The following is a 14,961-nucleotide window of genomic DNA, read 5'->3' as shown; positions in this document are numbered from 1 at the left end:
CATCTCTGTATAGCTTTTCATGATAATTCACCATCAATTACCCTTTTGATCATGTGATCGTAAATGATTCGTTGTTCATTTTGAAAGCCGTAGGGTAAGGAATGCATACAAACTTTATTTATCAGTCTGGCGGTTCCGTTGGAAAATTGATAGATTTCGTCAATCGCTGCCTCTGTAAAAATATCCCTTTGTGCTCCAGAACTAATCAAATGTTGTTGTACATATTCACCTACTTGAGCCCGGTCATAATGAGGCAATTTGCATTGCAGGTCGATTCTTTGACGGATGGCGGCAAAGGATTGGAGCCGGAGGCGGTCCCACAGTTCGCTTTGACCTACAAGGATCAGTGCCATCGGTCCTTCGGCGTCCATTTTGAAATTAAGCAAAAGCGAACCTCCTCCAACATCTCCCGATCCAGTAAATGGGCTTCATTGACAATGACGACCGGCTGCAAGCCATGAATGCCTCGCATCACTTCAATCTGTTGGCGCAATTGCCGTTTGAACTTTGCTACACAGCCTAACTGCTCTAGCAAACCCTTATAAAAGTGACGAGGTGTTAACTTTGAATCTGCTAAATACAGAATCTTGAATCGACCGGGATCCAACTGATCATAAAACCTTCGGAGTGTGGTGGTTTTTCCGGTTCCGGAATCGCCCGTCACAACCGGTTGGGATGTTTCGCGTAAATGGGGTTCTTTTCAAATCATAGAATATCTCAAACATGGCCCATGTCTCCTTTCTTTACATTGCGATAGGAGACAGCGGTCATCTGTTTAGACTGACGGGATTCATACTGTATCTCAGCTGCATTCAGTAATCTTGAGTTCTCTGTTGGCTGCTTATTTATGTGCTCAGGCATAGCAGGGCGTTTACCAGCTCGTTCCCCAATAACCAGTTCACGGGCAATCCAGGAAGGGTGACCCTCGTATTCAATCGTTAACTCCGTATTATCCGCAGGATCATACACTATATCCACTTTACAACCGATAAAAGTGAGTCCGACCTCGTATTTCTTTCCCATAAAACTGATACATCCGGATTTGTCCACTTTACGAGTTTCACAGTGAAGAAAGGCATTGGCTAACGTTTCTGGATCTAGAAACGTAACGGCTTGCGGTCACTGCGATAGGCAGCCTCCGGGCTAGCCCCTTCAGGGAGTGCTGAATGCGATTTGTGTTGGTAACACTCACTCAGCCATACCTGGAATCTTTACAAAATGGTTCGCAAAAAGCGTGGACGTGCTAAAATCCTTGCAAGCATTGTAGTTGGACTTCGTCATGACGATGAAAGTGGAAAAGAAATCCAAGCACGAATCGTATTTGTCCGCGATAGGAACCGGTCTAAACAGTGGCTCGCACTTTTAACAACCAACCTCGAACATACAGAAGAAGATGCCATTCGTATTTATGGCAAGCGTTGGGAAGTCGAGTGCTTTTCCAAGGTGGTTAAATCCAATTTACGATTGGCAAAGGAATTTCAGTGTCGTAGCTATGATTTCATGACGGCTCACACTACGATTGTTTTCCTCCGTTATATGATGCTTTCACTCAGTGTCCGGGAAGAAGAGGATCCAAGAACCATTGGACAGCTATTCTATTTGTGCTGCGATGAGATGGAAGATATTCGATTCGCTGAGGTCCTGATGATGATACTGGACATAATCAGTTCGACCATGGCGGAAGAATATCTTCTGACCGACGAACAAATTAACCAATTTTTTGACCGGTTCTTCAGTAAATTACCGGGTTTTTTAAAGAATTCGTTGCTCCATACACGTATCCCTGATAGCTGAATGAAGCGCAGCCCTTGAGCCACAATGATTGAGGCTTATTTTTCATGTCCGAAACTTGAGTGATAAACGAAACACGCAAAATTCTTCACAAGCCTAATCTTGCTATCTCTGCGACTTCTGTTCGTGTCTCGATTGAAAACTGCCATAGTGTCAGCATTAACGTTGAATTTGAAAAGGGATTTGACATCAATGACATTGAAGAAATTTTAAAGAAGGCCCCAGGTGCTATTTTCTGGGATGGTGGCGAAAATAACATCTATCCAATGCCAATAATCGCAAACGGACGCAACGAGGTATTTGTCGGTCGTGTCCGCGTGGATAGCAGTCGCCCTAATACAATTAACTTGTTTACCGTTAGTGACAACACTCGTAAAGGCGCTTCAGTAAATGCGGTGCAGATTTTGTAACTTTTCTTGAGTAAAAGCAAAGGTGGTGTAGGAGTCGGTTAGATGTAGCGAAAAATATCTTCGGAAGCAATTAGAGAAAATAATAAATATGCTTCTATAATTCAAAACCGAACTAACACTCTTATCCCTATGTTAGTTCGGTTTTGTTTATTTTTGTCGATAAAAAAATAGAATCTTGACATATAATAAAAAACTCAAAATTTTTTATTAATTCTGTTGATTATTTTTTTTGAAGGTGATACTGTATATTTAACACGAAACCCATTTCGTTCTAAAAAATGAGGTGTATGAATTTGCCTACAATTTATGATGTTGCCTTAAAATCAGGATTTTCAGCAACAACTGTTTCTAAGGCCTTTAATGATTATTCCGATATTAGTACTAAAACTAAAAACGAAATTTTAAAAGTAGCAAAGGAAATGGGTTATCTCCCTAACTCACATGCGAGGACTATTTTAACAAAGAAATCATGGACAGTTGGCGTTCTCTATTTAGAATCCTCGGGAAGAGGGATTAAACACCCATTTTTTAATGCAGTCATTGAAGGTTTCAAAGAAAGCATTGAATCTAAAGGATATGACTTAATGTTCATTTCAAAGGATATTGGAAACGGGAAATTTAGTTACTTGGAGCATTGCCAGTTTAGGAGTATTGACGGCGTTATTATTGTTCATTCTGATTATCATAATGAAGATGTACAGGAATTACTTAGAAGTGATATCCCCTGTGTCTTAATTGATATGGAATCAGAACACGGCAGTACGATCTGTTCAGATAATTATCGCGGTGGTTTTGAAGCACTAGACTATTTATATTCTTTAGGGCATAGAAACATCGCCCATATTTCAGGAGGAGATGACACCTTTTCCGGGCCAAAACGGAGAGACGGGTTTAAACAAGCGCTAAAGCAGTATGGATTACCGATCAAAGCGGAATGGATCGTTGATGGCGGTTATTTTACTTATGATAGTGGGTATCAAGCGATGCAAACACTTCTGAATTTAGCAGAGAGTCCAACGGCTGTTTTTGTTGCCGGCGATTATATGGCTCTTGGCGCCGTACAAGCTATTAAAGATCGTGGTCTTCGAGTTCCTCAAGACATCTCTGTTATTGGCTTTGATGATATTGAATTAGCTCAATATACTACGCCAAAGTTAACGACGATTAGACAGAATACGAAGCGCATAGGCGGGAAAGCAGCTGATATTTTAATGGAGGCTATTGATAGTAAAGAAACGATTTCCATGAATATGATTCCTACTAAAATAATAGTAAGAGAATCATGCCAAAGCATCAAATAATATTTTTTGCCCTTTGACGAAATGGGTTTCGATTTTTTAAAGGAGGAGGTTTTAAAGTGAAGATAAACTCAGGAAAAACTATAGATACAAGTGTTTCTCAAGATGAATGGAGATTGATCTGGGCAGACGAATTCGATGGTGATGAGATCGATCGATCGAAGTGGACCCGAGTTGAAGGAGGAGGTGGTTTTGGGAATAATGAGTTGCAGTTTTATACGGCTCGTAAAGAAAACGCTTACTTAGAAAATGGAAAGTTAGTTATTCGCGCATTGAAAGAAACCTATGAAGATAATGCCTATACGTCGGCAAAATTGATAACAAAGGGAAAGGCCGAATGGACATATGGCAGATTTGAAGCTAGAGCTAAAACGCCAAAGGGTCAAGGAATTTGGCCAGCCTTTTGGATGATGCCAGTTGATATGGTGAAATATGGGGAATGGCCTAGCAGTGGTGAAATCGACATTATGGAGTTGATCGGCAGCGCTCCCAATACAGTTCATGGAACGTTACATTATGGTCATCCTCATACGTACACGGGGAAAAGCTATACTCTTAGCAACGGAGATTTCTCCACAGACTATCATATTTTCGCATTGGAATGGACACCTACTGAGATGCGGTGGTTTGTTGATGACCAACTTTATGCGAAACAAAGTACGTGGTTTTCTCATGAAAAAGGAAAAGAGCAAGAACCCTTCCCGGCGCCATTTAACAGAGCATTTTATTTACAATTAAACCTTGCTGTTGGCGGGAATTGGCCGGGAAATCCTGATTTAACGACTGCCTTTCCAAAAACGTTTGAAATTGATTATGTCCGAGTGTATGAGCCTATTTCTGATTTTTAGTCGATTTTATAAAAAATAAATAAAGATAGTGAGGAGATGCAAATGAAGGTTTTACAATGGCGGATCATTATTGTACTCGTATTATTGAGCTTTTTCGTAGCGGCCTGCTCTTCCAGTACGAATAGTTCTGAAGAAGGTACAAAAAATGTAGAAAATGAACAGAATGCTGAACCAGAACCCATTACTTTAAAGTTCCTGCATTCTCATGGACTAGATGAAGAGGGATTTAATAAGGAGTATAAAGATCCAATCGAAAAGGAGTTCCCTTATATAACGATTGAACGTATTGATTCAGGTGATCTGTCAGAAGTAATTGCAAAAGGAGATATTCCTGACATTTATTTTGTGGAAAACCCTATCCACATCATAAACAGATATGTAGAAAATGAATTAGCAATGGATATGTCCGAACTGATAGATAAGCATGATTTTGATTTAAATCGAATAGAACCTAATGTTTTAGCTGAACATCGTGCTTATTCAGACGGTAATTTATATACGATTCCGCTATCAAGGGGGATGACTGCCTTACATTATAACAAGGATATATTTGATTTATTTGGGGTTGAATATCCAACAGATGATATGACTTGGGAAGAGGTTATTTCATTAGCTGAAAAAGTAACCGGAGAAAGAGATGGTGTACAGTATCACGGGTTACAACCTGCTTTTCCAAATATGTTATTAGAACAACTTGAGCTTCCTTTTGTAGACCCAGATACGGATGAGTCAACGATTTTGAGTGATGAGTATGGGGATGAATTTGTTAGAGTCTTACAAACAATGGAGCGAATTGCCAGTATTCCTGGGAATATGCCAGAAGAGAGTCCAGTCGACACATTTCTATTTGATTGGGGAGAACGATTTATCAGTGACCGTAATGTGGCAATGCTCCCACTTTGGCAACTAATTGAGTGGTTTTCCAGTGATGATACAATGAATTTTGATGTAGTGACTTACCCTGAATGGGAAGGACGACCAGGGATTAATCGTCCATCCCTCGCCTACAGTTTAGGGGTTACGCAGACGAGTGAATATCCGGATGAAGCATTTGAGGTGATTGCCTATTTACTTTCTGATGAGAAACAAATGGAGTGGGCGAAGATGAGTCAGGCATCTTCACTTACAGATCCTGCGATAAATGAGCATTTATTCGAACAATTAATTAATGAACATCCTTCTGTTGGCGATCTCAATCTACAAGCATTAACCAAACAAACACCAGCAGCAGGAAATGAGCGTTATTCTATATACAATAATTTGGCAGCAGATCAATATCAACCAATGCTCCGAGAGCTGATAGAAGAAGGTAAGGATATTAACACAGTCTTGCGCGAAGCAGATGAAGAGATAACAATTTTACTAGAGGATGAAAAGGCGAAGAAATAAAGGGCGATTACTAGCCTCTCATGATTTGGATAATAATGACTCAAAAATTAATAATAGTGGACTAGATGAAAAAAACTCCTATTGTAGAAATAAACCTTGTGATGCTCTTATATCAAACAAGGTCTCTACAAAGGAGTTTTTGCTTTTTTTTTAAAAATTTCCTCTTCAAATGCTTAAGTCACTTGGTAACTTCATGCCAAGGCTCCAAATTCAAGAGCGTTTATCTCGATTTGCCAGTTGACCTGTGATTTGTGAGGCTGTTTCAATAAATTGTTTTACTAAAATCGATTCATCATCTGTTCGCCAGGCAAGCCCCATCTCAATACGGGGTGAATCCTGCTGGATGTTTAAGTAGGAAACGTCCCATACATGAAAGTTTGACGTTGACCTTGGAACAATACTAACACCTAGTCCTGAAGCAACTAAGCCTACGACCGTCTGAATTTCTTTGACATGTTGCCGTATAGTCGGACTAAATCCCGCCTGATGACATTTGGACAAAATGTCATCATACCAACTTGGCCAAATCTCCCTTTCCACAAGAATAAATTGTTCTTTCATTAAATCATTCATGGAGATTGTGGAACGTTGAGCAAGAGGGTGAGATTTTGGCACGACCGCTACACATGTCTCCTGTTGAATCGACAAAAGTGAGATCGTTGGGTCAAATACTGAAGGTCTGACAAAGCCAATATCAATTTCTCTATGATGAAATGCTTCAATTTGTTTGGGTGTCGGCATTTCATATAGCACTAGATCGACATGGGGAAATTGTTCTTGAAATCCTCTTATCACAAGAGGAAAAATGTCGAAAGTGGCAGATCCTACAAAACCACTCGCAAGTCGCCCCACCATTCCCTCTGCGGCTCTTAAAGCAAGAGCTCTTGCTTGTTCTAATTGGGTGAAAATCCCCCGCACTTCCTGCAAAAAAATTTTGCCAGCATTGGTTAATGCTACATGGCGTTTTGTTCTTTTAAACAATGTAACACCAAGTTCTCTTTCTAACTGTAGAATTTGTTGACTCAAAGGGGGCTGTGTCATTTGTAAGCGAATGGCAGCACGGCCAAAATGTAGTTCTTCTGCTACCGCAATAAAATATTTAATCTGCCTTAGTTCCATTTGTCTCACCTTTTTGCTTGCTTAGTCATTTGTAAAATTCTAGCCTTCGGAAAAGTCTAATTTTGTGTTTCATCGTCCAGCTCCAGCGCCCAGCAAACTTTCAGGTTCTGCTTGCGTAAGTCAACATCGGCTCATTCTTACTATGAAAGTTTGTCGTCGCTAAACGGACGCTTGCGCTTTTGTTATTAAGTCGTTTTACGAATGAAAACTTCCATAAATATATATTAGACACTTATTCATTCTTATTGTAGAGTTTTTTAAGAAGAAACGAAAGAAGTTAGATCTATTTAAAGTGAGGAGAAAACCGTCTACATGTATATTTATATGGTTATTTTATGTATAATCTGGGGTTTTAATTTTGTCATCATGAAGCTAGGAAATGGTTTTTTCCCACCTGGAGAGTTTGCGACACTTAGATTTTTAACAGGGGCAATCGTACTGATTTTTATATGTGTATTGAAAAAAACACCTTTGCCCCATAAAGCTGATTTAAAGTGGCTTATTTTATGCGGATTGCTCCAAACAGCTTATTTCAATATCGCAATTCAAATCTCACTGAATTATATTAGTGCAGGTCTAACCTCGGTATTGACCTACAGTATGCCACTTTTCTTATCTCTTATGGCTCATAAATGGATTCCTGGAGAACGCCTGACAACCAAAAAGACAATGGGCATTGTGATCGGGATCATAGGACTGTTTGTTGCGATGGATATTCATGGAGGAGGATCCGTTTGGATTATGCTATTGGGATTGAGCTCTGCCATTTCTTGGGCTATAGCTAATTTGATTTTTAAAATAAAATTAAAACACAGTGACAGCGTGCAATTTACGACATGGCAAATGACGATCGGGACAATTGGGTTATTTCTGTATACTTTATTATTTGAGCATGGAGAATCTCAATGGGGAATCATGCCTGTCGTTTATATTCTGTATTCTGGTATTGTTGCATCAGCACTTGCCTTTGTGATGTGGAATTACATTTTACGCCAAACAGAAGCGAGTAAAGCATCAATTTCTTTATTGTTTGTGCCGATCGTGGGGGTTATTTGTGGCTATTTATTTTTAAATGAAAACCTAAGTCTTGTAACCTTAGTGGGAATTTGTCTTGTACTAGTAGGCATTCGCTATGTTAATAGTCCAAGCCCACACAAAAAGCCTGCTAACATACCGAATCAAATGGATCAAGCACTCTAGTTGCTAATCTGATGGCTTGTTTTGATTTTTGTAAAAGAAAAGAGATATAATGGAATAAACGATAAAGTTCTTTATGAAGGTGAATTTATGACCAAGCCTAATAAAAATACAAAAAAGGCAATCGTGTTTGCTACAGTTGCTGCCATAGCTATTGCCGGAATAGCTGACTTAAAGTATAAAGGGCTGCTATTCCGACTGTTAACGTACAAAAGTGCCAGGCACTGAAATCTTTATCCAAGTGCTAGGTGAGGTCTCGCGGGAGAGTGAGAAAACTCACTTAGCCTTTAGTATGAGTAAAGCAGCTTTATCATCTTAATTCCTTATTGATAGAAAAGGAAATAATGGTCCCCACCTCAAGCGTGCTATCGATTTTGAGACCTTGGCCATATAGGTGTTTCAAACGTCGATCTGTATTAAAAATACCAATTCCCGTACCTTCTTTTCGTTTTCCATCCAATAGCTGTTCGACTGCTTCCTCTTTCATTCCCACTCCATTGTCGGCAACGGATATGACTATACTTTTTTGGAGATCTTTAACGGAAATGCGAACTTCCCCACCTTCCGATCTTTTCATTAGCCCATGTTGAATTGCATTTTCTACAAGCGGTTGAATCGATAAAGGAGGAATATTTATTTGAATATGCTTGTCCACATTCCAAACGACGCGTAATCGTTCTCTAAAGCGTTCCTTTTGAATAAATAGGTAAGAATGAACTAATTGAAGCTCATTTTCCAGTGATGATAAACCATCCGTATTTTGAAATTGGATACTGAGATGAATAAAGTTTGAGAGCTCATGGATGAGTTTATCCATTCTGTCCAAATCTAATCTACTTAGTGCCGCGATTGAATTAAACGTATTGAGAATAAAATGCGGCTTAATTTGTGCTTGTAACCAGGCTGCTTCCATTCGTAATCGTTCACTCATTGATTGTTTAACACTTGTAAGTGATTTTACTCTAGCTATTAGTTCAGGTGCATTTACCGGTTTTGTGACATAGTCGTTGGCCCCTACTTGAAAGCCCAACTCTATATCTTCAGTTCGATTATGCGCAGTTAGAAGTAATATTGGCATTTCTACGATGGAATAGCGTTCTCTGACATGGGCAGTTAATTCATACCCTGACATATGCGGCATCATTACATCGACAATCATAATATCCCATTCATGACCGTTGATCATTGTAAGCGCCTGTTTTCCATTTGTAGTTGTATACACATGAAATAATTCAACTTCAAAAATACTTTCCATCACTTTCAAATTGATTGGATCATCATCAACGACTAATATCCGAATAGGTTTATGATCACTAGTTTTCAATGACTCTACCGTATTTTTGCTATTCTCAAGTTCTATAGAGACTGCAAATTCTTCCGAAGCAATCTGTCTTTCTTGAACAATGAGCGGGATATTTGCGACAGTGTCCTGTTGTGTATGAGATGATAATTTAAGAGTAAAGGTAAAAATTGAACCTTCTCCCGATTTGGAACGAATCGTTATTTTTCCTCCATGCATTTCAACAAGTTGCTGACTAATGTTCAGACCTAATCCAAATCCATTTTCCATATCGTCGGTAGCTTGAAAATAAGGTTCAAACAACTCGTTTAGTAGTTCTTCTTCGATCCCTTTACCTGTATCTTGTACAGAAATACTGGCCCATTCGCCTTGGACGGATGCCTGAACAGATATTTCGCCTTCATTCGTATATTTAATGGCGTTATGAAGGAGATTAAATAATATTTGATTTACTCTATTTTCATCAGCAAAAACAGGCGGGAAATTTTTTGGGATTCGATTAACGAGCGTGACCGATTTTCCTTCTATCATAAAACGAAGTATACTTATGACAGCTTCCGTAACACCATAAATCGATATGTCGTATGGCTGTAAAGCAATTCGGTTTTCTTTAAATCTCTCTAATTCAAGTAGATCATTTAGTAAAAATGTCATTCTTTTTCCAACGGTATTTAACAAATTTAAATCCTCAATACTTTTCCTATTAAGTGTTTCCTCTTCTCTCGCTGTAACAGCCTGTGAAATATTTAAAATTCCATGAAGTGGGTTTCTCATTTCATGTGCTACGTTCTGTAGAAACGTATCTTTTCGCTTATCTTCCTTCTGAAGTTTAAACGCTAATTTTTGTGATTCATCCAATATACGAAAGTATTGCTTAAACCAGTAGATCGCAAAGCAAATGGTTGCAATCAATAAATCAAAAGGATATGGACCCATTTCATTTTGTGTGAACGTTAAGATAATCAGCCACATTAGGCTGCTAACAGCCGCAACTATTGCCAGTAACAAAAAGATGTTATTTTTATCAATTTGCTTTGTGACCTGATACATGAGATGTAAAGCGAGTAGACACGGTATCAGCATGATGATTGTATAAAAAAGAGTAAACTTTAGGTTGTATTCAGCGGGTAATAATAGAATAGCTAGGGTTAAAAATACACATAATATATTATATATAGAGACCAACTTGACACGAGTTAGCTGCTGTCTTATGCATTGCAATAAAAAGAAGCCACCAGAAATGATTATGAGATATTTGACTTTTATACCCCATTTAAAATTAAATGGAAACCATTCAAATATTAAACGTTCTCCAATCAGCGTACCAAGAGCCAAACAAACGATCATCATAGAGAAATAAAAAAACCTTTTGTCGCGATTGCCCACTAGAAACAAAATAAAGCTATACAGAGCATGAATCATATACATGATGCAAGATATAAGAATGATATTTTTGCTAAAATTGATATTTTCTCTCAAAGGCTCCTCTAGACCAAATTTCGGCGGGCGAACAATCCCTCCTTTACCAGGGTTGTCAAAGTTGGCAACCTGGATGACAAGTGTGATTTCTTCTTTATTTTCTATGGGAAAATAAACCGTATACGGCTTGTTTGACGGTTTGTATTCTTCCTTTATCTGTCCGACTTTCCCTGCTCCCGCCAATAATTCCCCATTCACATATATTTCTGATGAACTGCTTATGTAGGGAAGCCTGATTCCATATGTATCGCCTTTTGTTGGTTCGACTAATATTTGCAAGCGATACGAACCAAAACCATATGTGTTTGACGAGTCGGTTGCAAGTTCCCAACCTTTTCCAACTTGTGTAAAAGCCTGATTGTTATCGATGGAATCATTTTCTTCTCTCTCTTCCATCAAAAATTTTTCAGGGAAGAACTCCCAATCACCATCCAATGTTAGCGGGTAATCTGTTATATCGTCCCAATTACGCAAATCCAAAACTCCTTGGGAAGCCTTTGGAGAATCTGGAATAGAATAAACATAAATCCACAGTAGGCGAAAAGCGGTAAGAACAACGAAAAATACCGACACAATGAACACTATCTTCCTAATAGACACGGACGGTCCCTCCAGAAAATTCACTTGTGAAAGCTGGTAGAAAAGACACCTTCTATCTTCATTATAATGCTATGTGCTTAGGAACTCTCTGTTTATTTTAATATTTTATATTTTTTATAAGGAATCCATCTAGTGATTGTATAAATGCGTAGGAATAATGGAGTAGACTCTTTTAAGAATAGATAGGAGTCTAAGTGGGGAATGAAGAACACCTCACTGATGGCGGTCTCGCTTTATTGATGAGAAGCTATGCTTTCCGTTACCAAATAAAATTCTGACCAAGACCATGTCTCTCGATCATGGTCTTGGTCAGATGATTTAATGTTTCCCTCGGCATTTGCGCTTTAGCTTACTTCAATATTCTCCTTTAATAACAAAGAATGAACCTCGGATCGTTCCAGCTAGTTTAGACTTCTGCCTAGCAAATTTAAACTTCTCCGCCAATTCCTTTGGGATATCCATCCCGTCTGAAAGCTTAAAACCAACGGCTCGTTTCTTTGGATTGTCGACTGTATACATGACATTGATCGCAAGACCATCCTCATAAAAGACGTAGGAAAATTTGATATTTTCCACTTGAAAGCGTGATGTTTCTAAAGGTTTGGCCGCAAACTCAATATCTCGTTCTTCCTTTAAAATTCGATTCACATAATCAAGCGTCTCGTTGGACTCACTAGCGGGTACAACCGTAAATTCATGCTTATATTTGTTCATAAAGTAACGGGCTTCATTTGCTCGTAAACCAGCAAGCGCTTCTGCTACAGGTGAAGATTCTAGCCCAACTGTAGACACGTTTTTAAAATCAACGATATAGGACATCTCTATTCCTCCTTTATTTTCTAACAACAGGAATCCACATTTCACCAAATACCAAGCCATCTCGTTGTTCCATCTCAACTGTTGTATTTGGCCCGCCAACATAGGCAAAGTCCTTTGCTTCTGGTAAGGCTTGACCAAAGGCAATGCCTGTCAGATTTTGACTCAGCTCCTCACCGGTTTGTCCTTCGCCTTTCACAACAAGGTATTCCCCTTGAGGAAATTGGATAAGCCTGGTTGCTTCTGGTAGCGATGCCTCTGTCATGACGCCAGCATAATGCATCATCTTGTTATTGACCGCTTCGTTCACGGAAAATATATAATGATTTGTCGCTACCGATTTTAAATCGTCAAGTCTGCCATCTTGTTCGACAGCTTGCCAAAATTCTGCCTTTTCCTTGTTTATACCAGCAAAATCTGTGTAATCACTCTTAAGCTCTGTTCCAATACCTAATACAGTAAAGCTATCTTTTTCTACTATCGTATAATCAGCCATATTCAAAACCTTCCTTTTTTAAAAATTTGTTTTTTCACTTGATGGGTTTATAATAAACCTAAATCATGTCAAAAAGTGATACTGTTTAGGAGTTGCGATGAAAAAAGTTGAACGAATTAATATTATGATGCGGTATATCAATAACCGCGCCCACTTTACCATTTCTGAAATCATGCGAGAATTTAACATCTCTCGTTCGACAGCTATTAGAGATATCAGAGAAATTGAAGCTATGGGAATGCCACTTGTCGCTGAAGTTGGGAGGGATGGGGGGTATTCCGTTATGCATAACGCCGTCCTGCCTGTTGTGCACTTTACTGATAACGAGGTCAAGGCTCTTTTTATTGCCTTTATGGCCACAAGAAATCAACAACTTCCTTATCTAAAGAGTCGGCAGTCATTGGCTGAAAAATTACTCGGTCTTATCTCAGAAAACCAGCAAGAAACCCTCGTTCTTTTAAATCAAATTTTGCTTTTTGCAGGGACTAATCCTAATAATCCTGATTTACTTGAGCTTTCAGATCTTCCGCATCCCATGCTAGAACAATTGATTCAAAGCCTGCTTGTGGATCGCTATTTATGGGTAACCATCGAAGAAGGAAGAAGCAAAAAGTCTTATCCCATTTATCTCTTACACCTTTATCAAGAAAAAGGCCAATGGTTGATTGAAGGTTTTGATTTAAAAGAAGAGAGGAAGGGGATTTTTCCTGTTGATGATCTCACTCATGTCGAACCCTATACGTCAAAAAAAAGATTGAGTAAGAAAAAGATCTTAGAAAAATTAAGTAAACAGGAAGAAGTAACCAACCTTACCCTCGAACTTGGTCCAAAAGCAATTGCCCAGTTCAAAAAGTACCATCCTGTAAAAGTTTCCCTTTCTTATACGAATCCATACCAAACAGCAGCGATTTTAAAGACTTTTATTCATGTAAGCAACCCTGAAGAGGTGACTGAAATGACGAACTGGCTTCTTTTTTTAGGTGGAGATATAAAGGTCAGGAAGGTGCCAGAAGAAGTCTTAGCAGGTTCGCAAGAGCGATTGAGCTTATTTTGCCTATAAATAGTGTCCGTTGTGGAATTTCTAGTCAATTCATTTTGGTGAAAATAGATCATGGGGAACCGTAATTGAAGGAAGTCACAGCTGCGACCTCTTGTAGTATTAAAAGAAAGGGAATCTTTTTAGAGGAACTATCAGTCATTTCTAATTTCCCCGAATCATCTTTTGCATGGAAAGAATATAAAAAATTACATCTAGCAATCGGCTCATTAGCTACCTTAGTATGGCTCCATGTTTTGTCTCAAAAAGGGGTTAAAATCTCATGGGGAACCTATTTTAAAACAGGGATTGTATTAACGATTCCCATTCTATTTAACACATTATTCGGTCTATACTTAGCCCTATTACTTTACTAAAGGAGAAAGTGTGGAAATCTAGAATGAAGGTCCATGAGCAATTTTGATCCTATTGATTTTCCACACTTTTATCCGACTATCCAGAAATATTTAGGAGCGTAATTCATAAACAAGGTCGTTAGAAGTAGTCTGAGCATGTTTTTTATGCATCCAGCTGGTTAAATACTTATTTTAGCCCCGTTGAAAAATAAACGGGGTGGCATTCTTTAGTCAGGTAATATCACTCGTCTATCAACAGGAGAGCCCAACAAGATAGCAGTTCTAGTATTTCCAAAAGGGATTAAATTTTCGATTAATCGTGTCAGTTCATCCGTTCCCTTTAATGCTGCTTTAATATAGTAATAAACATGTCCTGTGGCCCGATGGCATTCGATCACGTCCGACTCACTCGTTATCATTTGTTCAAATTCCTCCTGAGATACGCGGAGATCACTTAATTCGATCATAACCAATAACTTCTTTCCAACGGCTTCAGGAGGAACGAGGGCAAAAAAGCCACCAATGACCCCCTTTTCTTGGAGTCTTTTCAAACGTTCCGAGACACTTGGACGACTAAGCGCTAATTTTTTCGATAAATCACTTATAGAGATACGTCCATCCATTTGTAATAGTTCAATCATATTAATATCTACTTGATCCATCTAATCACAACCACCTTCAAAGTGTAAAGTATTTTTGTTTCTTTTGTTCGAATGCAACGAATATGTGAATAAAAACCTCCTTTTTGGTATGTAATTCCTCCTCTAAATATACTATGATTGTAATCACATATAAATTGTTTGAAGAATAAAAATTCATGAACTAT

14 protein-coding genes and 3 pseudogenes are annotated in these 14,961 nt (G+C 38.6%); 9 read left to right on the top strand and 8 right to left on the bottom strand.

Annotated features, from left to right (window positions below):
- Window positions 1–17: 17 nt before the first annotated feature.
- The 3 genes and pseudogenes from IPU53_RS24790 to IPU53_RS25720 form a co-directional block, all read right to left on the bottom strand.
- Window positions 18–386, bottom strand: a complete 369-nt coding sequence (locus tag IPU53_RS24790; RefSeq protein ID WP_242698020.1) for a hypothetical protein — start codon at window positions 384–386, stop codon at window positions 18–20.
- Window positions 344–664: an ATP-binding protein gene (locus IPU53_RS24785; protein ID WP_313886434.1), complete on the bottom strand. Its 321-nt coding sequence runs from the start codon at window positions 662–664 to the stop codon at window positions 344–346. The genes IPU53_RS24790 and IPU53_RS24785 overlap by 43 nt, the downstream gene beginning before the upstream one ends.
- A gap of 53 nt (window positions 665–717) precedes the next feature.
- Window positions 718–1,208: pseudogene (locus IPU53_RS25720) on the bottom strand (Mu transposase C-terminal domain-containing protein); the annotation flags it as partial.
- Here IPU53_RS25720 and IPU53_RS02935 point away from each other — a divergent pair.
- From IPU53_RS02935 to IPU53_RS02915, 5 genes and pseudogenes are all read left to right on the top strand, one after another.
- Window positions 1,195–1,794, top strand: a pseudogene (locus tag IPU53_RS02935) (IS4 family transposase); the annotation flags it as partial. The pseudogenes IPU53_RS25720 and IPU53_RS02935 sit on opposite strands and share 14 nt — an antisense overlap.
- Before the next feature lie 59 nt (window positions 1,795–1,853).
- Window positions 1,854–2,201, top strand: coding sequence for an Asd/ArgC dimerization domain-containing protein (locus IPU53_RS02930; RefSeq protein WP_207447427.1), 348 nt, complete (start codon window positions 1,854–1,856; stop codon window positions 2,199–2,201).
- Window positions 2,202–2,488: 287 nt separating this feature from the next.
- Window positions 2,489–3,502 carry a LacI family DNA-binding transcriptional regulator gene (locus tag IPU53_RS02925; protein WP_313886433.1) on the top strand — a complete coding sequence of 338 codons (1,014 nt, stop codon included), beginning with the start codon at window positions 2,489–2,491 and terminating at the stop codon, window positions 3,500–3,502.
- Window positions 3,503–3,558: 56 nt separating this feature from the next.
- On the top strand, window positions 3,559–4,347 hold the full coding sequence (locus tag IPU53_RS02920) for a glycoside hydrolase family 16 protein (protein WP_207447423.1): 789 nt from the start codon (window positions 3,559–3,561) through the stop codon (window positions 4,345–4,347).
- A gap of 42 nt (window positions 4,348–4,389) precedes the next feature.
- Window positions 4,390–5,736 carry an ABC transporter substrate-binding protein gene (locus IPU53_RS02915; RefSeq protein ID WP_207447421.1) on the top strand — a complete coding sequence of 449 codons (1,347 nt, stop codon included), beginning with the start codon at window positions 4,390–4,392 and terminating at the stop codon, window positions 5,734–5,736.
- Window positions 5,737–5,946: 210 nt separating this feature from the next.
- On the opposite strand, the gene IPU53_RS02910 is transcribed toward IPU53_RS02915, so the two are convergent.
- Entirely contained in the window at window positions 5,947–6,855 is a 909-nt protein-coding gene (locus IPU53_RS02910; protein WP_207447412.1) for a LysR family transcriptional regulator, read from the bottom strand.
- Window positions 6,856–7,167: 312 nt separating this feature from the next.
- Between IPU53_RS02910 and IPU53_RS02905 the strand changes: the two genes are divergently transcribed.
- A complete protein-coding gene (locus IPU53_RS02905; protein WP_207447410.1) occupies window positions 7,168–8,055 on the top strand; it encodes a DMT family transporter in 888 nt (295 codons plus the stop codon).
- An 87-nt stretch (window positions 8,056–8,142) separates the two neighbouring features.
- Window positions 8,143–8,280: a hypothetical protein gene (locus IPU53_RS02900; protein WP_207447408.1), complete on the top strand. Its 138-nt coding sequence runs from the start codon at window positions 8,143–8,145 to the stop codon at window positions 8,278–8,280.
- Window positions 8,281–8,362: 82 nt separating this feature from the next.
- On the opposite strand, the gene IPU53_RS02895 is transcribed toward IPU53_RS02900, so the two are convergent.
- The 3 genes from IPU53_RS02895 to IPU53_RS02885 form a co-directional block, all read right to left on the bottom strand.
- Window positions 8,363–11,431, bottom strand: coding sequence for a hybrid sensor histidine kinase/response regulator (locus IPU53_RS02895; protein ID WP_207447406.1), 3,069 nt, complete (start codon window positions 11,429–11,431; stop codon window positions 8,363–8,365).
- Between the two features lie 354 nt (window positions 11,432–11,785).
- Window positions 11,786–12,250, bottom strand: a complete 465-nt coding sequence (locus IPU53_RS02890; RefSeq protein ID WP_207447403.1) for a phage tail protein — start codon at window positions 12,248–12,250, stop codon at window positions 11,786–11,788.
- A 13-nt stretch (window positions 12,251–12,263) separates the two neighbouring features.
- A complete protein-coding gene (locus IPU53_RS02885) occupies window positions 12,264–12,743 on the bottom strand; it encodes a GyrI-like domain-containing protein (protein WP_207447401.1) in 480 nt (159 codons plus the stop codon).
- Window positions 12,744–12,840: 97 nt separating this feature from the next.
- Here IPU53_RS02885 and IPU53_RS02880 point away from each other — a divergent pair, with 97 nt between their 5' ends.
- The gene (locus IPU53_RS02880) at window positions 12,841–13,803 is read left to right on the top strand and encodes a helix-turn-helix transcriptional regulator (RefSeq protein WP_207447399.1); all 963 of its coding nucleotides are present in this window, start codon (window positions 12,841–12,843) and stop codon (window positions 13,801–13,803) included.
- Window positions 13,804–14,000: 197 nt separating this feature from the next.
- A pseudogene (locus IPU53_RS02875) lies at window positions 14,001–14,156 on the top strand (ArsB/NhaD family transporter); the annotation flags it as partial.
- A gap of 206 nt (window positions 14,157–14,362) precedes the next feature.
- Here the strand turns inward: IPU53_RS02875 and IPU53_RS02870 are convergent.
- Window positions 14,363–14,797 (bottom strand): Lrp/AsnC family transcriptional regulator, encoded by a 435-nt coding sequence (locus IPU53_RS02870; RefSeq protein ID WP_207447397.1) that lies wholly within the window; start codon window positions 14,795–14,797, stop codon window positions 14,363–14,365.
- Between the last annotated feature and the right edge of the window lie 164 nt (window positions 14,798–14,961).

The sequence above is a fragment of the Bacillus sp. SD088 genome (assembly GCF_017355205.1).
In the GTDB taxonomy this organism is placed as follows: Bacteria; Bacillota; Bacilli; order Bacillales; family Bacillaceae_C; genus Lederbergia.
The sequence above is the reverse complement of the archived record's forward strand: the minus strand, read 5'-3'. Positions and strand labels throughout refer to the sequence as shown.